Annotated in this window: 23 protein-coding genes; 6 read left to right on the top strand and 17 right to left on the bottom strand. The window is 69.8% G+C overall.

The window, feature by feature from the left end; translation table 11 throughout:
* Positions 1–30: 30 nt before the first annotated feature.
* Positions 31–918, top strand: a complete 888-nt coding sequence (locus JYK18_RS05920; RefSeq protein WP_206801140.1) for a helix-turn-helix transcriptional regulator — start codon at positions 31–33, stop codon at positions 916–918.
* Positions 919–1,000: 82 nt separating this feature from the next.
* On the opposite strand, the gene JYK18_RS05915 is transcribed toward JYK18_RS05920, so the two are convergent.
* From JYK18_RS05915 to JYK18_RS05895, 5 genes are all read right to left on the bottom strand, one after another.
* Positions 1,001–1,732 (bottom strand): PP2C family serine/threonine-protein phosphatase, encoded by a 732-nt coding sequence (locus JYK18_RS05915; protein WP_242578972.1) that lies wholly within the window; start codon positions 1,730–1,732, stop codon positions 1,001–1,003.
* 104 nt (positions 1,733–1,836) lie between these two features.
* The gene (locus JYK18_RS05910) at positions 1,837–3,390 is read right to left on the bottom strand and encodes an acetolactate synthase large subunit (protein ID WP_206804039.1); all 1,554 of its coding nucleotides are present in this window, start codon (positions 3,388–3,390) and stop codon (positions 1,837–1,839) included.
* 2 nt (positions 3,391–3,392) lie between these two features.
* Positions 3,393–4,793, bottom strand: a complete 1,401-nt coding sequence (locus JYK18_RS05905) for an FAD-binding oxidoreductase (RefSeq protein WP_206801139.1) — start codon at positions 4,791–4,793, stop codon at positions 3,393–3,395.
* 558 nt (positions 4,794–5,351) lie between these two features.
* Positions 5,352–5,855: a DUF3830 family protein gene (locus tag JYK18_RS05900; RefSeq protein ID WP_206801138.1), complete on the bottom strand. Its 504-nt coding sequence runs from the start codon at positions 5,853–5,855 to the stop codon at positions 5,352–5,354.
* Positions 5,856–5,868: 13 nt separating this feature from the next.
* Positions 5,869–7,125 (bottom strand): aspartate aminotransferase family protein, encoded by a 1,257-nt coding sequence (locus tag JYK18_RS05895; RefSeq protein WP_206801137.1) that lies wholly within the window; start codon positions 7,123–7,125, stop codon positions 5,869–5,871.
* 102 nt (positions 7,126–7,227) lie between these two features.
* Here JYK18_RS05895 and JYK18_RS05890 point away from each other — a divergent pair, with 102 nt between their 5' ends.
* Both JYK18_RS05890 and JYK18_RS05885 read left to right on the top strand, forming a co-directional pair.
* Positions 7,228–8,691 (top strand): NAD-dependent succinate-semialdehyde dehydrogenase, encoded by a 1,464-nt coding sequence (locus JYK18_RS05890; RefSeq protein WP_206801136.1) that lies wholly within the window; start codon positions 7,228–7,230, stop codon positions 8,689–8,691.
* Positions 8,688–9,746, top strand: a complete 1,059-nt coding sequence (locus JYK18_RS05885; protein WP_206801135.1) for a tartrate dehydrogenase — start codon at positions 8,688–8,690, stop codon at positions 9,744–9,746. The genes JYK18_RS05890 and JYK18_RS05885 overlap by 4 nt, the downstream gene beginning before the upstream one ends.
* 87 nt (positions 9,747–9,833) lie before the next feature.
* Here the strand turns inward: JYK18_RS05885 and JYK18_RS05880 are convergent, their stop codons facing one another.
* The 4 genes from JYK18_RS05880 to JYK18_RS05865 form a co-directional block, all read right to left on the bottom strand.
* The gene (locus JYK18_RS05880) at positions 9,834–11,318 is read right to left on the bottom strand and encodes a nitrilase-related carbon-nitrogen hydrolase (RefSeq protein WP_206801134.1); all 1,485 of its coding nucleotides are present in this window, start codon (positions 11,316–11,318) and stop codon (positions 9,834–9,836) included.
* A 69-nt stretch (positions 11,319–11,387) separates the two neighbouring features.
* Entirely contained in the window at positions 11,388–12,056 is a 669-nt protein-coding gene (locus JYK18_RS05875; protein WP_206801133.1) for a GntR family transcriptional regulator, read from the bottom strand.
* 1 nt (position 12,057) lies between these two features.
* Positions 12,058–12,789, bottom strand: a complete 732-nt coding sequence (locus JYK18_RS05870; RefSeq protein WP_206801132.1) for a maleate cis-trans isomerase — start codon at positions 12,787–12,789, stop codon at positions 12,058–12,060.
* A gap of 45 nt (positions 12,790–12,834) precedes the next feature.
* Positions 12,835–13,575: an Asp/Glu/hydantoin racemase gene (locus tag JYK18_RS05865; protein WP_206801131.1), complete on the bottom strand. Its 741-nt coding sequence runs from the start codon at positions 13,573–13,575 to the stop codon at positions 12,835–12,837.
* A gap of 100 nt (positions 13,576–13,675) precedes the next feature.
* On the opposite strand from JYK18_RS05865, the gene JYK18_RS05860 reads away from it, so the two are divergent.
* Together JYK18_RS05860 and JYK18_RS05855 are read left to right on the top strand one after the other, a co-directional pair.
* Complete coding sequence (locus tag JYK18_RS05860) at positions 13,676–14,656, top strand: D-2-hydroxyacid dehydrogenase (protein ID WP_206801130.1); 981 nt, start codon at positions 13,676–13,678, stop codon at positions 14,654–14,656.
* An 8-nt stretch (positions 14,657–14,664) separates the two neighbouring features.
* The gene (locus JYK18_RS05855) at positions 14,665–16,074 is read left to right on the top strand and encodes an amidase (protein WP_206801129.1); all 1,410 of its coding nucleotides are present in this window, start codon (positions 14,665–14,667) and stop codon (positions 16,072–16,074) included.
* Positions 16,075–16,614: 540 nt separating this feature from the next.
* Here JYK18_RS05855 and JYK18_RS05850 read toward each other — a convergent pair.
* Together JYK18_RS05850 and JYK18_RS05845 are read right to left on the bottom strand one after the other, a co-directional pair.
* Complete coding sequence (locus tag JYK18_RS05850) at positions 16,615–17,874, bottom strand: MFS transporter (RefSeq protein WP_206801128.1); 1,260 nt, start codon at positions 17,872–17,874, stop codon at positions 16,615–16,617.
* The gene (locus tag JYK18_RS05845; RefSeq protein ID WP_206801127.1) at positions 17,871–18,389 is read right to left on the bottom strand and encodes a helix-turn-helix domain-containing protein; all 519 of its coding nucleotides are present in this window, start codon (positions 18,387–18,389) and stop codon (positions 17,871–17,873) included. The genes JYK18_RS05850 and JYK18_RS05845 overlap by 4 nt, the downstream gene beginning before the upstream one ends.
* Before the next feature lie 94 nt (positions 18,390–18,483).
* Here JYK18_RS05845 and JYK18_RS05840 point away from each other — a divergent pair, with 94 nt between their 5' ends.
* A complete protein-coding gene (locus JYK18_RS05840) occupies positions 18,484–19,458 on the top strand; it encodes an aldo/keto reductase (protein ID WP_206801126.1) in 975 nt (324 codons plus the stop codon).
* Here the strand turns inward: JYK18_RS05840 and pqqB are convergent.
* From pqqB to JYK18_RS05810, 6 genes are all read right to left on the bottom strand, one after another.
* Positions 19,455–20,309 (bottom strand): pyrroloquinoline quinone biosynthesis protein PqqB, encoded by an 855-nt coding sequence (gene pqqB, locus JYK18_RS05835; RefSeq protein WP_206801125.1) that lies wholly within the window; start codon positions 20,307–20,309, stop codon positions 19,455–19,457. The genes JYK18_RS05840 and pqqB overlap by 4 nt on opposite strands.
* Positions 20,306–21,397: a pyrroloquinoline quinone biosynthesis protein PqqE gene (gene pqqE, locus JYK18_RS05830; protein ID WP_206801124.1), complete on the bottom strand. Its 1,092-nt coding sequence runs from the start codon at positions 21,395–21,397 to the stop codon at positions 20,306–20,308. Before pqqE ends, pqqB begins: the two co-directional genes overlap by 4 nt.
* Complete coding sequence (gene pqqD / locus JYK18_RS05825) at positions 21,388–21,639, bottom strand: pyrroloquinoline quinone biosynthesis peptide chaperone PqqD (RefSeq protein WP_206801123.1); 252 nt, start codon at positions 21,637–21,639, stop codon at positions 21,388–21,390. The genes pqqE and pqqD overlap by 10 nt, the downstream gene beginning before the upstream one ends.
* The gene (gene pqqC / locus JYK18_RS05820; RefSeq protein WP_206801122.1) at positions 21,636–22,328 is read right to left on the bottom strand and encodes a pyrroloquinoline-quinone synthase PqqC; all 693 of its coding nucleotides are present in this window, start codon (positions 22,326–22,328) and stop codon (positions 21,636–21,638) included. The genes pqqD and pqqC overlap by 4 nt, the downstream gene beginning before the upstream one ends.
* A 63-nt stretch (positions 22,329–22,391) precedes the next feature.
* Positions 22,392–22,487 carry a pyrroloquinoline quinone precursor peptide PqqA gene (pqqA, locus tag JYK18_RS05815; RefSeq protein WP_113694224.1) on the bottom strand — a complete coding sequence of 32 codons (96 nt, stop codon included), beginning with the start codon at positions 22,485–22,487 and terminating at the stop codon, positions 22,392–22,394.
* 170 nt (positions 22,488–22,657) lie between these two features.
* A complete protein-coding gene (locus JYK18_RS05810) occupies positions 22,658–24,022 on the bottom strand; it encodes a wax ester/triacylglycerol synthase family O-acyltransferase (protein ID WP_206801121.1) in 1,365 nt (454 codons plus the stop codon).
* Between the last annotated feature and the right edge of the window lie 102 nt (positions 24,023–24,124).

Raw genomic sequence — 24,124 nt, 5'->3', positions numbered from 1 at the left:
TCGCCCGCGGACGGGGCCTACGGTGGAGGGGTGACCACGATCGATCTGCGCACCGAGATCAAGGAATTCCTGCGCTCGCGTCGCGCGCGGATCGCGCCCGAGCGGGCCGGACTGCCCGCACATGGTGGCGCCAACCGCCGGGTGAAAGGGCTGCGTCGCGAAGAGGTGGCTTTGCTGGCGGGGGTGTCGGTCGACTACTACGTGCGTTTGGAGCGCGGCAGCCTCGCCGGCGCCTCCGACGGGGTGCTCGACGCGTTGGCCTCCGCCCTGCAACTCGACGAGGCCGAGCGCGATCACCTGTTCCGCCTGGCGCGGCGATCCAAGGCGCCCAGCGGTCCCCGGCGATCCGCCGTGAGGGTGCGTCCGGCGCTTCAACAGGTGCTCGACGCCATCACCGGTGCGCCGGCTTGGCTTTGCAATGGCCGTTATGACGTGCTGGCCACGAACCACCTCGCCCGTGCGCTGTACTCACCGATGCTGGCCGACGCGCGACGACCGCTGAACACCGCGCGGTTTGTGTACCTGGAACCCGAGGCGGCAACAGCGTTCTTCGTCGACTACGACCGGGTCGCCCGCGATGTGGCCGCGAAGCTGCGCATGGAAGCCGGGCGCAACCCGCACGACGAGGAGCTGATCGCCCTGGTCGGTGAACTGTCGACGCGCAGTGAACTTTTTCGGCAGCGGTGGGCCTCTCAGGACGTGCGGCTGCACCGGTCGGGGCGCAAGCGCTTGCACCACCCGGTAGTGGGCCGGCTCGACCTGGATGTCGAGTCAATGGAGATGTCCGCCGAGCCCGGGCTGCTGCTGAACGTCTACACCGCACCCACCGGCACGGCGGCTGCGGACGGCCTGGCCCTGCTGGCCTCGTGGGCGGCCAGCCAGGAGAAGCCGACGACCGGGAGTCAAGCACTCGGCTGAGAGACACCACGGCGTGGGCGGCGTCAGCGGTCCCGCCAGGTGAGGTGGTGAGGGCGCCCCTTTTTTGGGAAATGGGCGACGGTTACGGGAGGGGTTGTAGGTCGACCACCACGGCGGTGGCGTTGTCCCCGCTGCCCAGGGTGTGGGCGGCGCCGACCAGTTTGCCGGCGGCCGAGTGCGGGTCTTCCGCACCGGACAGGAGTTCCTTCACCGCCACCATGTTCAGCGTCTTGTGCACCCCGTCGGTGCAGAGCAGGAGGCGACCGCCGCGCACCGGGGTGTAGGCGCGCCCGACGTCCGAGTCGCGCGCGGTGCGGACCGAGTCGGTCACCACGTGTTCCATGCGCGCCGAGGGCACCAGGTCCTGCGAACGCCAGAACTCCGCCAGCGTGTGGTCCACCGTCAGCTGCGACAACACCCGCCCGTTCCAGCGGTACAGCCGGCAGTCCCCGACCCAGGCGATGTCCGCCTGCGCCTCCACCGGGGAGTCCAGCGGCGGCAGCACCGCCACGATCAGCACGCAGTCCGCCTGCGCCTGCTCGAACTGCGACCGCAGTTCCCGTTGCGCCGCAAGCAAACCGGCGAAGGCGCCCTCCCGGGACGAAACCTCCGCGGCGACGCGGGCCGACAACCGGGCGGCGCGGGCGGCCAGCAGGTGGTCACCCACCCCGTCGGCCACCACGAAAGCCGTGCGGCCCGAGACGGCGTCGGTGTGGGTGGCGACCGCGTCAGCGTTGATGGAGCGCGGCCCGCGCTTGCTGACCGAGTCCGACATCGGACGGTGTCCGACGGGCAACTGGAGCGTGGTCATCATGGCCGGCCTCCTCACGGTACGACCGGGTCCCGCCCGGTACACCTCCAGTGAACCGGGCGAAACCGTCAGTTACCGAAGATCTTTATGAGAAGACCCTGAGAAAATCAGACCAGCGGGGGCACGATCGTGTCGATCAGGTGCGGACCCGGCTCGGCCAGCGCCCACGCGAACGCGTCCGCCAGCTCCTCGGCCGTCGTCGCCCGGCGAGCCGGGACGCCCATGCCTTCGGCGATCTTCGCGAAGTCCATGTCCGGCCCCGACAGGTCGAGCAACTCGGCCGCCTTCGGCCCGGAACCGTCCGCGCCGACCCGCTGCAGCTCCATCCGCAGGATCGCGTAGGCCCGGTTGTTCAACAACACCGTGGTGACGTTGGACTTCTCCCGCGCCTGCGTCCACAGCGCCGAGATCGTGTACAACGCGCTGCCGTCGGACTGCAGGTTGATCACCGGGCGGTCGGGCGCCGCGATCGCCGCGCCGGTGGCCACCGGGATGCCCTGGCCGATCGCGCCACCGGTCAGCGTCAGCACGTCGTGCCGGGGCGCACCGGCGGTCGCGCCCGGCAGCAGCACACCGGAGGTGTTGGCCTCGTCGGCGATGATCGCGTTGTCCGGCAGCAGGGCCCCGATCACCTCGACCCAGTTCTGCGGGGTCAGCGGACCGCTCGGCAACGCGGGCCGGTGTGCCTCCTGCAGCACGGGTTCGGTGTCCGCGGCGACCAGGTCGGCGAGGTCCTGCAAGGCGCCGACCACGTCCGCGTCCAGCCCGGCCAGGGTGTGCACCTGCGCGCCCTCGGGCACCAGGTCGCTGGCCTTGCCCGGGTAGGCGAAGAACGAGACCGGCGCCTTGGTCCCGGCCACGATCAGGTGCTTGACGCCCTGCAACTGGTACTCGACGTGCTCGGCCAGGTACCCGAGCCGCTCGATGGTCGGCAGCCCGGCACCGCGTTCGATCCGGGCGGGGAAGACCTCGGCGAACGGCTTGGCCCCGGTCGCCGCGGCGATCCGGCTCGCCGCCCGCAGTCCGGTCTCCCGGCAGGCCGCGCCACCGATCAGCAGCGCCGCGGATTCCCCGGTGCGCAGCACTTCGGCGATCTGCTTGACGGTGGTCTCGTCCACTTCCTTCGGCACGCGCGCGGGTACCGGCGGGCAGGTTTTCCCGCCCTCGCCCCAGGAAACGTCGGCGGGCAGGATCAGGTTGGCGATCCGGCCCGGCGCGTCCTGCGCGGCGGCGACCGCGGCGGCCGCGTCCGCGCCGACGTCGGCGGTGTGGTCCGAACGCCGCGACCAGCCGTTCAGCGTGCCGGTGAGCGCCTCGATGTCGGATTCCAGCGGGGCGTCGTACTTCTTGTGGTCGATCGCGTGGTCACCGATGATGTTGACCACCGGCGTGTGCGCGCGCTTCGCGTTGTGCAGGTTCGCCATGCCGTTGGCCAGGCCTGGGCCCAGGTGCAGCAGGGTCGCCGCCGGGCGGCCGGCGATGCGGGCGTAGCCGTCCGCGGCACCGGTCACCGCGCCCTCGAACAACGCGAGCACGCCGCGCATCTCCGGCACCGAGTCCAGCGCGGCCACGAAGTGCATCTCCGAGGTGCCGGGATTGGCGAAGCACACTTCCACCCCCGCCTCGACGAGGGTGCGGATGAGGGACTGCGCGCCGTTCATGCTCACTGTGACTCCTGGTCGAAGAGAACGCCCGGGTTGAGGATGCCCAGGGGGTCGAAGGACAGCTTGATCCGCCGCATCAGCTCGATCTTCGCCGGGTCCTCCAGTTCGAGGAAGTGCTCCTTCTTGGCGTGGCCGATGCCGTGCTCGCCGGAGATCGACCCGCCGGCGGCCATGCCCGCCGCGAAGATCTCATGCAGCAGCGCGCGCCGCTTCGCCGGGTCCTTCTGGAAGATTCCCAAGTGGACGTTGCCGTCCCCGGCGTGCCCGCAGCCGACCGCGCCGGACTCGGCGGCGGTGGCCAGCTCCCGCACCTTGGCCAGGAAGGCGGGCATCTCCGCGCGCGGGATGACCACGTCGATCACGTCGTCCGCGCCGACCGACTTCGCCGTCCAGAACGCCTTCTCCCGCGCCTCGATCAGCTTGCGGGCGGCCGGTCCCTCCAGCACGTAGACGTCGGCGGCACCCAGTTCGGCCAGCAGTTCGCCGAGCTGCTCCATGTCGGCGTGCAGCCGGTCGTTGTCGCGGTTTTCCAGCGACACCACCAGGTACGCCTGCGAGGAGTCCCTGACCTCGTCCGGCACGCCGAGCGACAACTGTTCCTTGTAGACGATCGCGGCCATGGTCAGGTTGTCGATGTACTCCAGGATGTGCGGGTCGAGCCCGCTGGCGATGATCTTCGGCACCGCGCGCATCACCTGGTCGAGATCGGCGAACGGGGCGAGCGCGGTGGCGCCGTGGCCCAGGCGCGGGTGCAGCCGGACGGTCACCTCGGTGGCCAGCGCGAGCGTGCCCTCGGAGCCGATGATCAGCTGGGTGAGGTCGTAGCCGGTGGAGGTCTTGGTGGTCTTGCCGCCGGTGCGGATCAGCTCACCGCTGGGCAGCGCGGCCTGCAGGCCCAGCACGTTGTGCCGGGTGACGCCGTACTTCACCGCGCGCATGCCGCCCGCGTTGGTGCCGACGTTGCCGCCGACGCTCGCGCTCAGCTCACCGGGGTAGACGGTGTAGGACAGGCCGGCCGCGGCGGTCTTCTCGTCGAGTTCGGCCAGCGTGACGCCGGGTTGCACCACCGCGACGTGGTTGTCGGCGTCGATTTCGAGCACCTGGTTCATCCGCTCGAAGGAGATGAGCAGGCCGTCGGGCCGCGGCCTGGCCGCGCCGGACAGGCCGCTGCCCGAGCCGCGGGCGGTCACCGGAACCCGGTGCTCGCCCGCGGCCTTGAGCAGTTCCGCGGTTTCTTCGGCGGTCGCCGGTTTGACCACGTAGGCGGGTTTCGCCGGCTCCACGGTGAGGCACTCGTCGTGGGCGTAGTCCTCGCCCACGGCGTCGCCGGTGAGCAGGTTGGCCTGGCCGACGATGTCGGCGAGGCGCTGTGCGAAACCCCCGGAACCGCTGTCGTTCATGGCGGTGTCGACCGTCCTCTCACCTCTGCGCCGAGACCTGGTTACCGCAGGGTAGTACGGGCCGGACGAATCCCGCTATGAAGACCTTTCACGTTCTCTCGCTGGCCTCAGACGAGCCAGCCGACGAGGTGCGCGAGGCAGGCCAGCGCGCTGGTGATGAGGTCGTCGGCGTGGTGGGCGTGGGCGGCGAAAATCTGCATGGGTGGGAACTCCTCGGAAAAGGTCGCATCGAATGTGAATTGCTTTCGAAAGCGATTCCGAGATTCGCAGCCGGATTGGCGCGATGTCAAAAAGCCGCTCGGTCACCGGGTCTGTTGCTTCCGCTCGGCAAGCAACCCCTCAGGCTAAACACGTAAGTCCTTCGGGTTTCGTGGCGGGGTCGCCGAACGGGGCGACGCTACCCGGGGTAGTTGTGCTCACTGTGCGTGATGGCCGCCTGAATGCGGCATTGGTGGAGTGAAGCGGCCCGGACGGGTGATCGAATTATCGCGCAAAGTAAAAGCGAGGAGATCACCTGATCGGGTGGGCACAAGCCCGGCTCGCGCCCACCCGGCAGGTTCAGTTTTCCGCGCGGGCGAAGGAAAGCGTCTCGCCCTCGACGCCGCGGAGCCACAGGTCCTGCGACGCCGCCGCCATCTCCGCCAGCCCCTCCTCGATCGTGGCGAACACGTTGCCGGGCACCCAGCCGGCGTCGCCGTTGATCAGCAGGTTGTTGCGGCCGTAGAAGATGGCGAGGTCCGTGGCGCCCTGGTCGCTGTGGGCTTCGCTGCCCTCGTCGTAGCCGTACGCGGGATTGCCGATCTCCCATGCCTCGAAGCCGAAGTACACGACGTCACCCGGGATCGGCGTGACGGTCGGGTTCTCCCGGCCCGGCTTGGGCTGGGCGAACGGCGGCACGAGCGTGTAGACCTCGTTGCGCGCGTACTTCGCGTGGTAGGCCGAACCGCTCTGCGGCAGCGCGTTCCACACGGCCTCGCAGGTGCGCGGTGCCTCGGCGTCGAGCAGCCGGGCGCGGCAGGACACGCCGCGCTTGTCCAGCGTGATGGTGATGTAGCGGGCCAACGAAGGCTCTCCCTCAGTTCTTGGTGACGGTGTCGACGACCTCGGCCCAGATGCCCAGCGCCTCGTCGATCTGCTCGGCGGTGACCACCAGCGGCGGGATCATCCGGACCACGTTCATGTAGGCACCGCAGGTGAGCAGCAGCAGTCCGCGCTCGGCGGCGGCCTTCTGCGCGGCCTGCGCGGTGACCGTGTCCGGCTCGCCGTCCGCGGTGGTGAACTCCGAGCCGACCAGCAGCCCGAGCCCACGCACGTCCCCGATCGCGGCGTTCTTGTCCCCGATCAAGCGAGCGCCGTCGAGCAGCTGCGTGCCGCGCTCGGCGGCGTTGGCGACGAGCCCCTCTTCCTTGATCACGTCGAGCGTGGCGCAGGCGGCCGCGCACGAAACCGCGTTGCCGCCGTAGGTCCCGCCCTGCGAACCCGGCCACGCCTTCGACATCAGTTCCTGCGACGCGGCGATGCCCGACAGCGGGAAGCCGCTGGCCAGGCCCTTCGCGATCAGCACGACGTCCGGGCGCACGTCGAAGTGGTCGTGGCCCCAGAACTTGCCGGTGCGGCCGAAGCCGGTCTGCACCTCGTCGAGCACCAGCAGGATGCCGTGCTTGTCGGCGCGCTCGCGCAGCCCGGCCAGGAACTCGGTGTTCGCGGGCACGTACCCGCCCTCACCGAGGACCGGCTCGACGAAGAACGCGGCGACCTCGTTCGGCGCGGTGACCGTGGCGAACAGGTAGTCCAGCTCGCGCAGCGCGAACTTCGTCGCGGTCTTCTCGTCCCAGCCGTAGTGGTAGGCGTAGGGGAACGGGGCCACGTGCACGCCGGACATCAGCGGCGAGAAGCCCGCGCTGAACCGGGTGCCCGAGGTGGTCATCGACGCGGCGGCGACGGTCCGGCCGTGGAACCCGCCCTGGAACACGATCACGTTCGGCCGCGCGGTCGCCTGCCGGGTCAGCCGCAGCGCCGCCTCGACCGCCTCGCTGCCGGAGTTGGCGAAGAACAGGGAGTCCAGTCCGGACGGCAGTACGCCGCCGAGGCGCTCGGTCAGTTCGAGCAGCGGCTTGTGCATCACGGTGGTGTACTGCCCGTGGATCAGCTTGCCGATCTGTTCCTGGGCGGCGGCGACCACCTTGGGGTGGCAGTGACCGGTGCTGGTGACGCCGATGCCGGCGGTGAAGTCCAGGTGCCGCCTGCCTTCGCTGTCGAACAGATAGGTGCCCTCGCCGTGGTCAACGACGACCGGGGTGGCCTGCTTGAGCAGGGGGGAGAGCTGGGCCATGGCAGCGGTGCTCCTTCGGACGGGGTCTCTTGTCGATTGTTGACAATATGCATAGCATGGCCCTCGGACCGGGCGCAATGAATGCGGACAGGAGCGGTAGTGATGGGCGAGATCAGCGAGGCCGGGGTCGTCGACACGGTCGCGAAGGAACTTTTCATCGGCGGGAAGTGGACCGCCGCGGAAGGTGGCCGGACCTTCCCGGTGCTCGATCCGTCCACCGGTGAGGCGCTGTGCGAGGTGGCCGACGCCTCGCCGGCGGACGGCATGGCGGCGCTCGACGCGGCGGCGGCCGCGCAGGCCGAGTGGGCGAAGACGGCACCGCGCGAGCGGGGCGAGATCCTGCGGCGCGCGTACCAGGCGCTGGTGGACCGCACCGACGAACTCGCGCTGCTGATGACGTTGGAGATGGGCAAGCCGCTGGCCGAATCACGTGGCGAGATCGCCTACGCGGCCGAGTTCTTCCGGTGGTTCGCCGAGGAGGCGGTCCGGATCGGCGGGGACTACTCGGTGGCGCCCAACGGATCCGGCCGGTTCCTGGTGGCCAAGCAGCCGGTCGGGGTGTCGTTGCTGATCACCCCGTGGAACTTCCCGATGGCGATGGGCACGCGCAAGATCGGCCCGGCGATCGCGGCCGGCTGCACCATGGTGATCAAGCCGGCCGCGCAGACCCCGCTGTCGATGCTGGCGCTGGCCGAGATCCTGGCCGAGGCCGGGCTGCCCGAAGGCGTGCTCAACGTGCTGACCACCAGCGACTCCGGTGGCGTGATGGAGCCGCTGATCCGCGACGGCCGGGCGCGCAAGCTGTCCTTCACCGGGTCCACCGCGGTCGGCCGGAAGTTGCTGGAGCAGTGCGCCGACAAGGTGCTGCGGACCTCGATGGAGCTGGGCGGCAACGCGCCGTTCATCGTCTTCGACGACGCCGACCTGGACGCCGCGCTCGAAGGCGCGATGATGGCGAAGATGCGCAACATCGGGGAGGCGTGCACCGCGGCCAACCGGATCTACGTGCAGAAGGGCGTGGCCGCCGAGTTCGGCCGCAGGCTGACCGAGAAGATGGCCGCGCTGCCGATGGGCCGCGGCACCGAGGACGGCGTGGTGGTCGGCCCGCTGATCGACCAGGCCGCGGTGGACAAGGTCGGTGGCCTGGTCCGCGACGCCGTCGAGCGCGGCGCCAAGGTGCTCACCGGTGGGGCCACTGTGGACGGTCCGGGCAACTTCTACCAGGCGACCGTGCTGACCGAGGTGCCGCTGGACGCGGACATGGCGACCGAGGAGATCTTCGGCCCGGTGGCGCCGATCTACCTCTTCGACACCGAAGAGGAGGTGCTCGCCGCGGCCAACGACACCGAGTACGGCCTGGTCAGCTACCTCTACACCAGCGACATCAAGCGCGCGCTGCGGGTTTCGGAGCAGTTGGAGTCCGGCATGGTCGGGCTCAACCAGGGCCTGGTGTCCAACCCGGCCGCGCCCTTCGGCGGCATCAAGGCCTCCGGGCTGGGCCGCGAGGGCGGCAAGTTCGGCATCGACGAGTTCCTGGAGACCAAGTACATCGCGGTGAGCCTGTGACCGAGTACAAGATCGCGAGCATTCCCGGCGACGGGATCGGCGTCGACGTCACCGTCGAGGCCCGCAAGGTGCTCGACCGGGCCGCCGGGCAGCACGGGTTCACCCTGCACTGGACCGAGTTCGACTGGAGCTGCGAGCGCTTCACCGAGACCGGGCGGATGATGCCGGAGGACGGGGTCGAGCAGCTTTCCGCGTACGACGGCATCTTCCTCGGTGCGGTGGGCTTTCCCGGGGTGCCGGACCACGTTTCGCTGTGGGGCCTGCTGATCCCGCTGCGGCGGGCGTTCGCGCAGTACGTGAACCTGCGGCCGGTGCGGTTGCTGCCCGGCACCACCTCGGCGCTGGCCGGGCGCTCGGCCGACGAGCTGGAGATGGTGATCGTCCGGGAGAACTCCGAGGGTGAGTACTCCCAGCTCGGCGGGCGGCACAACACCGGGCAGCCGGGTGAGTTCGTGCTGCAGGAGTCGGTGTTCACCAGGGTCGGCGTGGAGCGGATCATCCGGTACGCCTTCGAACTGGCGAAGACCCGGACCGGCCGGGTGTGCTCGGCGACCAAGTCGAACGGGCTGATCCACTCGATGCCGTACTGGGACGAGATCTTCGCCGAGATCGCCGCCGAGTACCCGGACGTCCACAGTGAACAGTGCCATGTGGACGCACTGGCGGCGCGGATGGTGCAGCACCCGGACCGGCTGGACGTGGTGGTGGCGTCGAACCTGTTCGGCGACATCCTCAGCGACCTCGCGGCGGCGGTGACCGGCGGGCTGGGCATGGCCCCGTCGGGCAACATCAACCCGCCGGGGGAGCACCCGTCGATGTTCGAGGCGGTGCACGGCAGCGCGCCGGACATCGCCGGGCAGGGCATCGCGAACCCGGTGGCCCAGGTCCTCGCTGGCGCGATGATGCTCGACCACCTCGGCGAGGGCGGGGCGGCGCGGGCGATCAACGCCGCGGTGGAGAAGGTGCTCGCCGACGGTTCGGTGGCCACGCCGGACCTCGGCGGCACCGCCACCACCACCGACCTGGGCACCGCCATCGCGGACGCCCTCACCTGAGCGATGCAGTGAATGTGGCTTTCACGGCGGATTCCGCTGTGAAAGCCACACATTCACTGCGCCTGGCGCTGCGCAGGAAAGCCACCTTCATCGTGTGGCGTGAGCTGCCTCGGTTGCCGGGGAGCGGCGCAGGGCGGTGAGGGCGAGGGCCGCCGCACCCGCCAGGCACAGCCAGGCGAAGACGTCCCCGACGGTGCTGTAGACCGTGCTGGTGCGCGGCTGCAGCGGCAGGTTCGCGACGAGGGTTTGCTGGTCCGTGCGGAACCAGTCCGTGCTCGCGAGCACCCGGCCCTGCGCGTCGGTCGCCGTGGAGAGGCCGTGTGAGGAGTTGCGCAGCATCGAGTAGCCGTACTCGATGTCGCGGAAGACGGCCTTCTCCGCGTGCAGCTCGGAGAACCCGGCCCAGTCATTCGCCGGGACCAGCAGCAGGTCCGCGCCCTTGTCCGCGGCCTGGCGCATGAGGTGCGGGAAGTCGGCGTCGTAGCAGATGACGCCGGCGATCCTGCCGTACGGAGTGTCCACAGTGGGCACCTCACCGGGACCGGGCGTCATCGGCTCCATCGGGGTCGGCCGGCTCTTGTCGTAGGTCCAGGCGATCTCCCCGGCCGGGGTGATCATGGTGCTGAGGTTGCGGATGTTCGGCGCCTCGCCGGTGTACATCGCGTAGGCCAGGTTGACGTAGGCACCGGTCTCCCGCGCGATCACAGCCGCGCTGTCGAGCAGTTCGCGGTGGTCGCGTTCCAGCACCCGCGCGTGGGTTTCCGGCCAGAGCACGATCTTCGCGCCCGCCCGCGCCTGGGTGCGGGTTTGTTCGAGCAGGTCGTCGGTGACCGGCGCGAAGGCCGCGCGGATGGCACCGGGCTCGGCGGTCGCCACCTCGGCCGCCCGCCAGTACTCGATGTCCATTGTGGAAAGCGCGTCGCCGGAGCGTTCGTCGGCGGTGTGGCTCGGGCTCACCGCGGCGACGCGCACGGACTTCTCGGTGGGTGCGAAGAAGGTGAGCCGCGCGGCCCCGGCGGCGAACACCGCCGCCAGCACCAGTCCGTACACCACGAACCTGCGCGCGTTGCGGGTTTCCCACGCCCACACGGCCGTCGAAGCGAACCAGCCCATGAGGAAGGTGATCCCGTACACGCCGGTGACCGACGCGAGTTGCAGCAGCGGGAGGTTGGCGTGCTGGGTCGAGCCGAGCGCGCCGTAGTCACCGAAGCGGATGACCAGCGCGAACAGGTACTCGGCGCCCGCGAGCGTGGCCGGGAAGACCAGCGTGCCGAGAAAACCGGGCAGGCGCGGGGAAAGCAGCTTGTGCGCGACGAAGGCGAGCCACTGCAACACCGTGAGCGCGCCGAACGCGAGCAGCGCCGCCGGGACGAAGAGCAGGCTGGTCGCCGCGAGCCAGACGGTCGTGCCGATCGCGAGCGCGCCGAGCACCTTGGGCAGCCCGCGCGGCGCGGTGAACAACAGCAGCGGAACGGCGAACAACCACGCGGCGAGGGGACTGGCCCAGTTGGTGTGCACGGACAGCGCCAGCAGGACGACGCCGGACCACCAGAGCAGCTTCGATTTGGTCACGTGACGACGTTAGAAACCGGGGTGGGGCCGGCGCAGTGGCCGACCGTCGCCACCCGCCCCTTACTTTCGTCAGTGCAATGAGGTCCCCGGCAGCAACCGCTGGATGGCGTCCTCCATGTGCGCCTCCAGCTGCTTCAGCACCGACTCCTCGTCACCCGCGCGGATGGCGTCGATCAGCTGGTTGTGCTCGTCGACCCGTTCCTCGACCCGCTGGTAGGTCTGCTGCAGCATGGACAGGCACATGCGCGTCTCGATCAGCAGCGTCTGCGTCATCCGCATCAGCCTGCGGCTGCCGGACTCGGCGACCAGCACCTCGTGGAAGCGCAGATCGGCGTCGGACAGGGCGGTCGGGTCGTCCTCGTCGGCGGCCGCGGCCATCGCGCGCACGATCTCGTCCAGCGCGGCGGCGGCCTTCTCCCGGTCACCGCGCATGATCCGCAGCGCCGCCGCCCGTTCGATCGCGGCCCGCGCGACGTAGATGTCGTACACGTCGTCCGGCTCGAGATCGATCACGAAGAGCCCGCGGTGCCGCTCGCTGCGCAGCAGCCCCTCGGACACCAGCCGCTGCATTGCCTCGCGCAGCGGTCCCCGCGAGACCTGGAACCGCGACGCCAGCTCCGTCTCGCCCAGCTGCGTGCCCGGTGGCAGCGCGCCGGTCATGATCGCGTCGCGGAGCTGCCGCGCGATGATGCCCGCGGTGGACTCCCGGCTCACCGGTTCGATGTCGGCCAGCGGCATGTCAGTTTCCCTTTTCCCGGACCGTTCTCGTGAACAGTTCTCCCAGCTCGCCGGACGCCACCGAGACGCCGGCCTGCCGGAGACCCTCCCAGATGGTCACCTGGTTCGCGGTCAGAACCGGCTTTCCGAGCCGGTTTTCGATGGCGCCGAGCACGCCGAGCGTGCGCATCGCGGTGTCGGGCACGAGCACGGCGTCGGCCTCCGGGTGGTCGTGCGAGACCGCCAGCTCGATCACCACCTCCGGGCTCAGCTCGCCGACCTCGGCCGCGGTGTCGATGTCCGCACTGGACATCGCGAGCACCTCGACCCCGCCCGCGGCCAGGAATTCGACGAACAGCCGCGCCACGTCGTCGGGGTAGCTGGCCGCGACGGCCACCTTCCGCACCTCGAGCGCCCTGGCCGCCTCGACGAACGCGAAGGAGGTGCTGGTCGACGGCACTCCGGCGGCCTCGGCGAGCTGGTCGGCCTGCTTGCGCGCGCCTTCCCAGCCGTAGACGAAGCTGCCGCTGGTGCACGCCCAGATCACCGCGTCCGGTTCGTGCTTCGCCAGCAGACCGGCGCCTTCCTTGAGGCGTTCGGGGCTGCCGAGGTCGAGCAACTCGGGCACGGCGTGCAGGTCCGTGCCGTAGATGTGCTCGACCGGGAGCCGGAACTCCGGCCCGAGGAGGCGCTCGGCGAGCGGGTAGTCGTCCTCGGCCGCGTGGTCGGGGTAGATGAAGCCGATCGTGGTCAAGCCTGAGCACCTCCTGCAGATTGTCAACAATCCTAACGAACCACGCTACGAAACGTCACGCAACCACTTCCCGGGACCGACGAGCGGCAGGCCCATCCGCATCAGGCAGGCCCACATGGTCAGCTGGTTCGCGGTCAGCACCGGCTTGCCGAGCGCCGCCTCCAGCGGCTCGATCAGGTCGAAGGTCGGCAGGTTGGTGCAGCTGACGAACACCGCTTCGGCCTCGGAGTGGTCGGCGGCGAGGATGCGCTCGGCGATGGTCCGGTAGCTCACCTTCCAGATGCCGCCACCGAGTCCGAGGTGGTCACTGGACACCGTTTTCACGTCCAGTTCGGCCAGGAAGTCGTGCAGCTTCCCGGTCAGGTCCTGGTCGTACGGCGTCAGCACCGAGACTTTGTGCAGGTCGAGGCGGTGCAGCACCTCGGCGAGCGCGCCCGAGGTGGTCACCGCGTCCGGCGCCCCGGCGTCGCAGATCGCCTTGCACAACGAGCGCTCGTAGTCGATGCCGTTGACGAAGCTGCCCGACGTGCAGAGGTACGCGACAACCTCTGGTTCCACGTGAAGCACGTCACGGGTGGCGGCCGCGAGGTGCTTGCTGTCACTGACGAGTTGCGCCATCTCCATGCTCACCGGGACCGGCTCGTACGGGGTGCGCGCCAGGTGGAGGGAGACCTCCATCGGCACCCAGCGCCACAACTCGCGCTCGAGCGCGAGGTCGAACGGCGCGATCACGCCGATGCCCCGCTGGGCGAGCGGGCCATCGAACACAGGCAACTGGAAATCCAAGGCCTAGCCTCCGCGGTGACGTCTTCAGGAATGCAGAGAGCCTCCGGGGTGGCTCCTCGGATTGTTGACAATCATACGACCGGCTCATACCGTGTCAACGGTGATCGGCACGGAATCCCCGGTGTTGGCGGTGCTGTGCGGCGACCAGCACCCCCCGGACATGGACAGCATCGAGCAGGTGGCGTCGGTGCGTTACACCGACGAGGCGGGTTTAAAGAAGGCGTTACACGGCGCTGACATCCTGTTCGTCTACGACTTCCTGTCCACCGCCGTCCCCGGTGCGTGGGCGGCCGCGGATCGGTTGCGCTGGCTGCACATCGCGAGCGCGGGCGTCGACCCGGTGCTGTTCCCCGGGCTGCGCGACAGCGACGTGGTGCTGACAAACTCGCGCGGTGTCTTCGACGACGCCATCGCCGAGTACGTGCTGGGCGTGGTGCTCGCCTTCGCCAAGGACTTCGCGCGCTCGCGGCGGTTGCAGCAGGAGCGGACCTGGCTGCACCGCGAGACCGAGCGGGTCGCTGGCCGCCGGGCGCTGGTGGTCGGCACCGGGCCGATCGGCCGGTCGATCGCGCGCCTGCTGCGCGCCGCCGGGCTGTCCGTCGCCGGTGCCGGGCGCACGGCGCGCGAGTCCGATCCCGACTTCGGCGTGGTGCACGCGTCGGCCGAGCTGACCACGCACCTCGGCGACTACGACTACGTGATCGCGGTGGCGCCGCTGACCGAGCAGACCAAGGGCATGTTCGACGCGCGCGCCTTCGCCGCGATGAAGCCAGGTTCGCGGTTCGTCAACGTCGGCCGGGGCGAGCTGGTGGTGACCGGCGACCTGGTCGCCGCGCTGCGCGACGGCCGCCCGGCCGGTGCCGCGCTCGACGTGTTCGACACCGAGCCGCTGCCCTCGGACAGTCCACTGTGGACCATGGAGAACGTGCTGATCTCACCGCACATGTCCGGGGACTTCATCGGCTGGCGGAACACGCTGGTCGAGGTGTTCGCCGCGAACTTCGAGCGGTGGCGCACCGGGCAGCCGCTTCGTAATGTCGTGGACAAGGGATTGGGCTACGTGCCGTCAGGCAGCAACTGAGGAGGACCATGAACGAGTCGGGGACCCTGCTGACGGCCAGTGAGCTCGTCGCGGCCTACGGGTCCGGGGAGCTGTCGCCGGTGGAGGCGACGCAAGCTTCACTCGACGCGATCGCCGAGCGGGACGGCGAGCTCAACGCCTACTGCCTCGTCGACGCCGACTCCGCGCTGGAGCAGGCGAAGCTGGCCGAGCAGCGGTGGCGCGAGGGCCATCCGATCGGCTGGCTGGACGGGGTGCCGACGTCGATCAAGGACATGTTCCTCAGCCAGGGCTGGCCGACGCAGCGGGGTTCGCGGTGCATCGACCCGGCCGGTCCGTGGGAGGTGGACAGCCCGGTCACCGCGCGGCTGCGTGAGCACGGGCTGGTGCTGCTCGGCAAGACGACCACGCCGGAGCTGGGCTGGAAGGCCGTCACGGACAACACGTTGAACGGCATCACGCGCAACCCGTGGAACCCCGCGCTGACCGCGGGTGGGTCCAGCGGTGGCAGCGCGGCGGCCGTGGCGGCGGGCATGGGGGAGCTGTCGGTCGGTACCGATGGTGGCGGGTCGGTGCGGATTCCGGCTTCGTTCTGCGGAATCGTCGGGTTCAAGCCGACGCACGGGCGGATCCCGTTGTTCCCGGCGAGTCCGTTCGGGCCGTTGGGGCACGCGGGTCCGATGGCGCGTTCGGTGGACGACGTGGCGTTGTTGCTGGATGTGCTCGCGCTGCCGGATCACCGTGATCCTTCGGCTCTGGCGCCGCCGGCGAGTTCGTACCGGGAGGCCGTGCGGCGGGACGTGCGCGGGGTGAATGCGGCGTACTCGGCGAATCTGGGTTACGTGGACGTGGATCCGGAGATCGCGCGGATCACGCTGTCGGTGGTGGCGGCGCTGAACGAGGCGGGGTTGCGGGTCGAGGAGACGGACCCGGGGTTCGCGGATCCGTTGGATGCCTTCGATGTGCTGTGGTCGACGGGGGCGGCGAAGTGGCTCGACACGTTCCCGGCGGGTTCGGAGGAGCTGATCGACCAGGGGCTGCGGCGGGTCTGGGAGCACGGGCACACCTTCTCGGCGAGCGACTACCTGGAGGCGAGCGCGGTACGGGCGGCGTTGGGGATTCACATGGGTGAGTTCCACCTGCGGCACGATGTGCTGATCACGCCGATGATGCCGATCTCGCCCTTCGAGGCTGGGCACGATGTGCCGCCGGGGAGCGCTTACCGGACTTGGCCGGAGTGGACGCGGTTCACTTATCCGTTCAACTTGACTCAGCAGCCGGCTATCAGCGTGCCGATCGGGTTCACGGCCGCGGGGTTGCCGGTGGGGTTGCAGATCGTGGGGCCGCGGCACTCGGATGACTTGGTGCTGGCGGTGGCGAAGCTGGTGGAAGAGGTCAAGCCCTGGGCTACGGATCGAGCCGCCGCTCCGCTGCGGTGAGCTAGGGCGGGCTGCTGGGGGTTGCAGGGTTGCGGGTTGCGGGGTTGCTCGGGTTGCGAGAGCGATGCTCGCTTTGGTGAGCACCGCTCTCGCTTCGTGCTCTCCAGGGGTGTCACGAACGTGGCTTTCGAGACGCGGTGCTTCTTAAGTTGCATTCGTGACGCTGGGCCCGTCCTCTCCGGACCTGCTCTCGCCGGACCTGTCTTCGCCGGGCGGCTGCCCGGTGTGCCGACCGCTCTGAAACGAGACCCTTGATCACAAACGAGAGCACTGCTCTCGAAATGATCACCCAGTCCGAGGGGAGAGGGGGAGTCGCGGCGACCACCGACCCGGCTGCCGCGGTCGAAGGGGGCGGCCACCGGTCCGGCAGTCGCGATCGAGGGTGGGGTGCCTCGTCCGCTGGCGCGGTGTCTTGAACAAAGGGGCGAGTGCTTCGTCCAAGGGGTTCGGCGTCTCGATCGAGGGGGGCGCGTGCCTCGACCGCCGACTCGGTGCCCGGGCAAAGGGGGCGGGTGCCTCGTCCATCGGGTGGGCGCCAGGTCAAGGGGTGTGCGTGTGGTCCGTAGGTGGGAGGGGGCCGGTGACATCGCCCGGCTTTAAAGAGCGGCGGGTGAGAGAGCGAATCTGGCGGCTGCACAAAGCGAGAGCGGTGCTCACGAGAACGAGCAGTGCTCCGGCATGCAATGTCGCCTCCGCGCCGAAGCGGTCGGCGAGTGGGCCCGCCGCGATTTCACCGATGGGCATGGCGATGAAGGAGCCCAGCATGTCGTACGAGTAAACCCGCGCCAGTTTGCCTTCGGGGATGTTCTCCTGCAGCGACACATCCCAGGCCACCACGAACTGCTCAATGGCAACCCCCGCCAGGAACATCGTCGCCAGCAGCGGGATCAACGAGGGCGCCGAAGCCAGCGTCACCAGAGGCACCGCTTCCACCGCGATCATCCCCACCCCAATAAACAGGGCCCGCCGCGGCTGCCACCGCGCGGCCAGCACCCCGCCGACAAAAGCCCCCAGCGTCTCCGCCGCCAGGATGAAGCCCCACGCCGCCCGGCCCACCGTGTCGTCGGCCACCTTCGGCCCGATCACCGCGTGGCTCCCCATGATCACCGCGTTCACCACGGTGAACTGCGCCACCACGATCCACACCCACGACCGCGCGGTGAACTCCCGCCACCCCTCGACCAGGTCCTTCAGCGGGTGCGACGGCGAGGAACGCACCCGCGCCGCGATCCGCACGCCCCGGTAGCCCGCGGCCGAGAGCAGGAAGATCCCCGCGTCCACCGCGATCGCCCAGCCCGCGCCGATCCCGGCGGCGAGCATCCCGCCCAGAGCCGCGCCCAGGATGCGCCCGGTGTTCGCGCCCATGCGCGCCAGTGCGTTCGCCGGGGTGAGCAACGCGACCGGCACCGTCTGCGGAGTGAGCGAAGCCGCCGCGGGCAACGACATCGCGCTCACCGCGCCGTTCAAAGCGCTCAACCCCAGCAACAACGGGATCGACGCGAAGCCCCCGATCACGCTCGCCGCGATCAGGCCCTGGGTGACCGCCGCGGCCAAGCCCGTGCCCTGCAGGATCAACGCGCGCGGCAACCGGTCCGCCAGCACCCCGCCGAACAGCAACAGGATCACGTTCGCCAGCGACCGCACCCCGACCACCAGGCCGAGGTCGACCACCGAACCGGTCAGGTCGAGCACCGCGAACGCCAGCGCCACCGGCGCGATCGCGTTGGCCAGTTCGGCCCCCGTGCGCCCCGCTAGCAACCAGCGGAAACTGCGATGCTGCAACGGTTCCCGCAGGCTCATGACCGCTCCATCTCGAACAACGCGATGGTGGCGCTCACCCGCCGAGCGTCATCCGCGCGCGGCGGCAGGGCGGCGCTGTGCAGCAGGTCGCCGAGGTCGTTCGCCAGTTGCACCGCCCGCTCCCAGTCGGCCGGGTCGAGCCAGACTTCGGCGTCGGTGACGGCCGAACGCCCGGTCGGCAGGCGGTGCGTGGTGCGACGGCGCAGTTCGCCGGCCAGCGCGGAAGCGAACAACTGCTCGCCCTCGTGATCGTCGTGGTCCCAGCGCGGGGTGTCCCGCGGGATGTGCCGGTAGCGCTTCGCCAGCCCGCCGTGGATGCGGACCTCCTCGACGACGTCGAGCAGCCCGGCCTCGTGCAGCCGCCGCAGGTGGTAGCTCACGTTCGCCTGCGTTTCCCGCAGCTCACGGGCGGCTTCGGCGGCGCTCATCGCGGCCCCGGTGAGCAGCGACAGGATGCGCAGCCGCAACGGGTGGGCGAGCACGCGCAACTCGACCAGCGAGGTCTTCTCCGGCATGGACCCGAGTATCGGGCAACCCCCAAAGAGCTGTCAAACAGTTCTTTGGGGGTTGCGTCCTGCGCCCCGCGCGCCCCTGTGTTTCGCTGGTCGCATGCGTACGACGACTTTGGGCAGGAGCGGGCTGGAGGTCTCCCGGATCGCCTTCGGGACCTGGCAGCTCGGTGGGGACTGGGGCGCCTTCGACGAGGACACCGCGGCCGAGGCCATCCGGCACGCGCGCGAGCTGGGCGTCAACTTCTTCGACACCGCACAGGGTTACGGCTTCGGCAAGTCGGAGGCGTTGCTGGGCAAGGCGTTGCGCGACGAGCTGAAGCGTGACCGCGACAGCCTGGTGATCGCCACCAAGGGTGGCATCTACCCCGGCGAGGAGCGCTCGCGCGACGCCGGGCGCAAGTCGCTGCGCAGCGGGGTCGAGGAGAGCCTGCGCCACCTCGGTCTCGACCACATCGACCTCTACCAGGTGCACTGGCCAGATAAGGACACCCCCGCCGAGGAGACCGCGAGCGCACTGCAGGAACTCGTGGACGAGGGGAAGATCCGCCACGCCGGAGTGTCCAATTACGACACCCGCCAACTGGCCGCCTTCGACGCCACGCGGCCGGTGGAGACGCTCCAGCCGCCGTACCACCTGTTTCGCCGGGCGATCGAGCAGGACCCGATGCCCTACGCGCGGGAGCACAACATCGGCGTGCTCGCCTACAGCGCGCTGGGCAGCGGCCTGCTCACCGGAGCGCTCACGCCCGACAGCACCTTCGACAGCGACGACTGGCGCTCGCAGTCGTCCGCGTTCCGCGGCGAAAGCCTGCGGCGCAACCTGGAAGTGGTGGACCGGCTCAAGGAGTTCGCCGCCACCAAGGACCTTTCGGTCAGCCAGCTGGCGATCGCCTGGGTGCTCGCACAACCCGGCGTGCACGTGGCGATCGTCGGCGCGCGGAAGCCGAAGAACATCTCCGAGAGCCTGGCCGCCGCCGACGTCGACCTGACCGCCGAGGACCTGGCCGAGATCGAACGCCGCACCGCCGACGCCATCCAGGTCGGGGGTGCAAATCCGGAGGGTGTCGCCTAGAGGTCCAACATGGTGCCATCCAGGGGGACTTCGGCGCCGGCGGCCAGCACCTCCTTGTGCTCGGCGGAATCCGGGTCGAGCACCGGGTTCGTGTTGTTGAGGTGGGTGTAGGCCCACCGCGGCCCCGGGCGCAGCCGGGCGAGGCTGCCGTCCGCGCCGGAGATCGGGACGTGCCCCATGGCGCGCTGTGCTTGGGAACCGATGGCGCGCGTCGCCCCGGACATCTCGTCGGCGCTGTAGAAGGTGCCGTCCAGCAACACGTAATCCGCGCCCTCGGTGAACTCGTCGAAGCCGGACGGCCAGGTCGCCAGGCAGGGCGCGTAGACGAACACGCCGCCGGTCGCCGGGTCCTCGATCCGGTAGGCGACCACCCAAGGACCGTCCGAAGTGGAGTCGCGGGCGTACTTCGGCTTCTTGTCGCTGACCGGCAGGACGCGCACGCGAAGACCGCCGATCTCCGGCTCCACCGCGGTGAAGGTCCAGTCCCCGTACTGGCCGACCGGCAGTGCGTCCCGCATCGCGTGCAGGGCGGCATCCGGTCCCCACACACCAAAAGCGGGCGCCTCCCGCAACATGACCAGGCCGAGCGTGTGGTCCAGTTCGGCATCGGTGACCAGCGCGCCGCGCAACGGCGTTTCGCGCGGACCCGGACCGGCGCGCAGCACCGGAGACGCCAGGATCTGCGCGCGGATGTCCGGTGAGGCGTTGAGCAGGTACCAGCCGCGGCCGTCCGCGCTGACCGCCACGCAGTCCTGAGTCCGGTGTGGAGCGTCCGAAGTGCACAGTGCGCAGGCGCAGTTCCATTGCGGGAAACCACCTCCGGCGGCCGTCCCGAGCAGCAGTACCTTCATCGCGCCACCCGCCGCAGGACCAGCTCCGGTTCCACCGCGGGTGGTGGCGCGCTCAGGATGAGGTCGACGATCTCACGATCCGGCGAACGCGAGCAGACCGGATCGGTGGCCGCCGCGTCCCCGGTCAGCAGGAACGCCTGGCAGCGGCAGCCGCCGTGGTCGGTGCCGCGCCGGTCGCAGGAACGGCAGGTCTCGCTCATCCAGTCCTCACCGCGGTAGGCGTTGAACGAGGTCGAGCCGTACCAGATGTCGTGCAGGGACTTCCGGGTCACGTTGTCCAGGTCGAGCGTGCTGATCGCGGTCGCCGCCGGGCACGGCAGCACGTCACCGTTCGGGGCCACGGTCAGCTGCCGCGCACCCCAGCCGTACATGCACGGCTTCGGATAGGGCTCGTAGTAGTCGGCGACCACGTAGATGATCTCCATCGTGCCGCGCAGGCGTTCGGTGGCGGCACGCACGATCGGCTCGGCGGCGGCCAGCTGCGCCCTGGTCGGCATCAACGCCGTGCGGTTCTTCAGCGCCCAGCCGTAGTACTGCGTGTTCGCCAGTTCGAGCCGGTCGGCGCCCATGCGCTCGGCGAGCGCGATGATTCCGGCGAGCTGGTCGTGGTTCTGCTTGTGCAGCACCACGTTCACGCTCAGCGGCAGCCCGGATTCGTTGATCAGCGCGGCCGCGGCGATCTTGTGCTCGTGCGCCCTGGTGCCGGCCAGCCGGTCCGCGCGCTCGGCGTCCGCGCCCTGCACGGACAGCTGGATGTGCGCGAGCCCGCGGTCGGCCAGGTCGTCGAGCCGCTTGGCCGTGAGGCCGAGGCCGCTGGTCACCAGGTTCACGTAGCAGCCGAGGTCACTGGCGTGCGAGACCAGTTCCGGCAGATCCGGCCTGGCCAGCGGCTCGCCGCCGGACATGTGCACCTGCAGCACACCGAGTTCGCGCGCCTGCGACAGCACGGAAAGCCACTGGTCGGTGCCGAGTTCACCGTCCCTGGTGATCAGCTCGATCGGGTTCGAGCAGTACGAGCAGTGCAACGGGCAGCGGTGGGTCAGCTCGGCCAGCATGCCCAGCGGTGGCTCGGCGGGTTTCACGTCCATTCGACGACCCGCCGTTCCGCCAGCCGGGACAGCACGCCGTTGACGTCCGCCTCCCGCACCCCGCGGTACTGCTTGCCCAGCGCCGCGGTGATGTCGGCGACGCTGGTCTCGCCGTCGCACAGCTCGAGCACGGCGGCGGCGGTTTTGTTCGGCACCAGCACACCTTCCGGGTACAACAGCACGTGCGTTTCGCGGACCTTGTCGTAGGTCAGCCGGACACCGCGGCGCAGCCGGGGGATCATTCCTTCGCCGCCGCGCGCTCGATGGCGTCCAAAAGGGACCACAGCACGTCGCACTTGAAGGAGAGCGCGGCGATCGCGGCGTCCTGCTGCTCCCGTGTCACGCAGTGCCGCAGCACGAGGTCCACAGTGGCCTGTCCCTCCCCGGAGACGGCGTCGATGCGGTTGGTGAAGTAGGCCAGGTCGGTGCGGTTGATCCAGTCGTAGTTCGCCAGCATGTCGGCCACGCGGCGTTTCATCAGATGACCGGAGAACATCTCGGTGAGCCCCGAGGCGACGGCTTCGACCCACGGCCTTGTCCTGGCGAAGGTGACATAGGCGTCCACCGCGAACCGGACCCCCGGCGCGACGTGCCGCTCGTCGAGGACCTCCTCGCGGCTGAGGCCGACCGCCTCGCACAACCGCAGCCAGCGCTCGATCCCGCCCTCACCCGGCGCGGCTCCGTCGTGGTAGACGAGCCGGGGGAGCCACTGCCGCCGCACCTCGGGCAACGGGCAGTTGCTGATGATCGCGGCGTCCTTCTGCGGGATCATGCGCTGGTAGTACCAGCGGTTCGCGGCCCAGACCCGCAGTTCGCGTTCGGACAGTTCACCGGCGTGCATCCGGTGGTGGAACGGGTGCGTGCCCCAGTAGCGGTGGGACAGTCCACGCAGGGCGGCGGCGAACTCGTCGTGGCCCAGCGGCGCGCTCATGGCGGACCCTCCTGGTCGTCGGGGACGAGGAGCGGGGACCGCGCGGGCCCCCGCCCGCCCGTGTTATTCCATCCGGGCCGCGTAGGCCGTGACTTCCATCGGGGTCTCGTACTCGACGAAGTCCGGAGTGGTCCAGACCTCGGTAGCGGTTTCGATCATGCTGACTCCTCGGATCACTGACGACCGGGCAAGACGACCCTAGAAGCGCCGCCCGACCGAAATCTAGGGAAGTCGGCTAATTTCTGACTTGCCCCAAGCCATCGTCCCGCTGATGGAGTAGTAAAGCCCCGCTGGTGTCACCCAGGGTGAGAACAGAATGATCGGATGACTCAGGCGACGGCGCTCTCCAGTTCGGCCAGCGCGGTGTCCAGGTGGGTCAGGATGCGCTGCAGGTGCGGCACGCTGCGGCGGCAGCCGGTGATGCCGAAGTCCAGGTTGTCGCCGTTGCTGGTCAGGGTGATGTTCAGGGCCTGCCCGTCGAGCAGCACCGAGGCCGGGTAGACCCCGTCGAGCTGCGCACCGTTCCAGTACATCGTCCGGCGCGGCCCCGGCACGTTCGAGATGACCAGGTTGAACGGCGGGCGCGTGTTGTTGACGAAGCCGGGGATGCTGGACGCGCCCAGCGGGGCCACGTTGATGCCGGACAGGATCAGCGCCTGCAACGGGGTGAGGTCGGAGAAGATCCGCTTGCCGTCCCGCATGGACTGGTGGATCAGCTTGAGCCGCTCGGCCGGGTCGCCGCGGTCGGTGGCCAGGTTGCACAGCAGCGCGCCGACCGCGTTGCCCCCGGCCTCGCCGGTTTCGCCGCGCTTGCGCATGGACACCGGCACCATCGCGACCATCGCGGTGTCCGGCAGCGCCCGCTGCTCGATCAGGTAGTCGCGCAGGGCGCCGGAGCACATCGCCAGCACCACGTCGTTGCGCGAGACCCCGGCCGCGGTGGCCACCCGGCGCACGCGGTCGAGCGACCAGGACTGCGCGGCGAACCGCCTGGCACCGCCGATCGGCACGTTGAGCATGGTCTTCGGGGCCTGGGTGGGCAGGGTCAGGCTGTGCTCGCGGAAGGCCTCCCCGGCCACCTTCACCGCGGCCTGCGGCAGCTTCGCCAGCTGGCCGAGCGACTTCCGCGCGCCGGTGACCAGCGAGACCGGGTCGCGGCGGGTGCGCCCGCCCTTGACCTTCGGCCCGCTCCACGGCGGCGGCGAATCGCGCTCGTCCGGGCTGTCGCTCAGCGTCGCCTGCATCGTGCGAAGTGCGGACACGCCGTCCATCAATGCATGGTGCACCTTGCTGTACATCGCGAACCGGTCGTCCTGCAGGCCCTCCACCAGGTGGGCCTCCCACAGTGGACGGTGCCGGTCGAGCAGCGTGCTGTGCCAGCGGCCGGTCAGCTCGAGCAGCTCGCGGATGCGGCCCGGCTGGGGCAGCGCGGAATGCCGGAAGTGGTAGTCCAGTTCGAGTTCGACGTCCTCGGCCCAGGCGGCGTAGCCCATGGTGTTCACCGGGCGGGCGGGGCGGCGGCGGAAGGCACGGCGGACCTCGGACCGGTCGAGCAGCCTGCGGCGGATTTCGGTGAGGTAGTCCGGGCCGGCGTCCGCGGGCTTGCGGAACAGTTGGAGGCCGCCGACGTGCATCGGATGCTCGCGGGACTCCACCATCAGGAACATCGAGTCGGTAACGGGCATCAACGGCATTTCCGGCCCCCTTCGTCGAGCAGCGGTGATCCTGGGTTCCACCGGAGGGCTGAGTCTACGCACGGTTCGGACTGAGGAAAGCCCTTGAAGCGCCAATTACCC

Source organism: Amycolatopsis sp. 195334CR, from assembly GCF_017309385.1.
GTDB lineage: Bacteria > Actinomycetota > Actinomycetes > Mycobacteriales > Pseudonocardiaceae > Amycolatopsis.
The sequence above is the reverse complement of the archived record's forward strand: the minus strand, read 5'-3'. Positions and strand labels throughout refer to the sequence as shown.

Bases quoted from the DNA above. Each gene is read 5' to 3' on its own strand.
- JYK18_RS05915 (WP_242578972.1), bottom strand. From the start codon at position 1,732: ATGATGACCACGCTCCAGTTGCCCGTCGGACACCGTCCGATGTCGGAC.
- JYK18_RS05910 (WP_206804039.1), bottom strand. From the start codon at position 3,390: ATGAACGGCGCGCAGTCCCTCATCCGCACCCTCGTCGAGGCGGGGGTG.
- JYK18_RS05905 (WP_206801139.1), bottom strand. From the start codon at position 4,793: ATGAACGACAGCGGTTCCGGGGGTTTCGCACAGCGCCTCGCCGACATC.
- JYK18_RS05895 (WP_206801137.1), bottom strand. From the start codon at position 7,125: ATGGCCCAGCTCTCCCCCCTGCTCAAGCAGGCCACCCCGGTCGTCGTT.
- JYK18_RS05890 (WP_206801136.1), top strand. From the start codon at position 7,228: ATGGGCGAGATCAGCGAGGCCGGGGTCGTCGACACGGTCGCGAAGGAA.
- JYK18_RS05875 (WP_206801133.1), bottom strand. From the start codon at position 12,056: ATGCCGCTGGCCGACATCGAACCGGTGAGCCGGGAGTCCACCGCGGGC.
- JYK18_RS05855 (WP_206801129.1), top strand. From the start codon at position 14,665: ATGAACGAGTCGGGGACCCTGCTGACGGCCAGTGAGCTCGTCGCGGCC.
- JYK18_RS05850 (WP_206801128.1), bottom strand. From the start codon at position 17,874: ATGAGCCTGCGGGAACCGTTGCAGCATCGCAGTTTCCGCTGGTTGCTA.
- JYK18_RS05845 (WP_206801127.1), bottom strand. From the start codon at position 18,389: ATGCCGGAGAAGACCTCGCTGGTCGAGTTGCGCGTGCTCGCCCACCCG.
- JYK18_RS05840 (WP_206801126.1), top strand. From the start codon at position 18,484: ATGCGTACGACGACTTTGGGCAGGAGCGGGCTGGAGGTCTCCCGGATC.
- pqqB (WP_206801125.1), bottom strand. From the start codon at position 20,309: ATGAAGGTACTGCTGCTCGGGACGGCCGCCGGAGGTGGTTTCCCGCAA.
- pqqE (WP_206801124.1), bottom strand. From the start codon at position 21,397: ATGGACGTGAAACCCGCCGAGCCACCGCTGGGCATGCTGGCCGAGCTG.
- pqqD (WP_206801123.1), bottom strand. From the start codon at position 21,639: ATGATCCCCCGGCTGCGCCGCGGTGTCCGGCTGACCTACGACAAGGTC.
- pqqC (WP_206801122.1), bottom strand. From the start codon at position 22,328: ATGAGCGCGCCGCTGGGCCACGACGAGTTCGCCGCCGCCCTGCGTGGA.
- pqqA (WP_113694224.1), bottom strand. From the start codon at position 22,487: ATGATCGAAACCGCTACCGAGGTCTGGACCACTCCGGACTTCGTCGAG.
- JYK18_RS05810 (WP_206801121.1), bottom strand. From the start codon at position 24,022: ATGCCGTTGATGCCCGTTACCGACTCGATGTTCCTGATGGTGGAGTCC.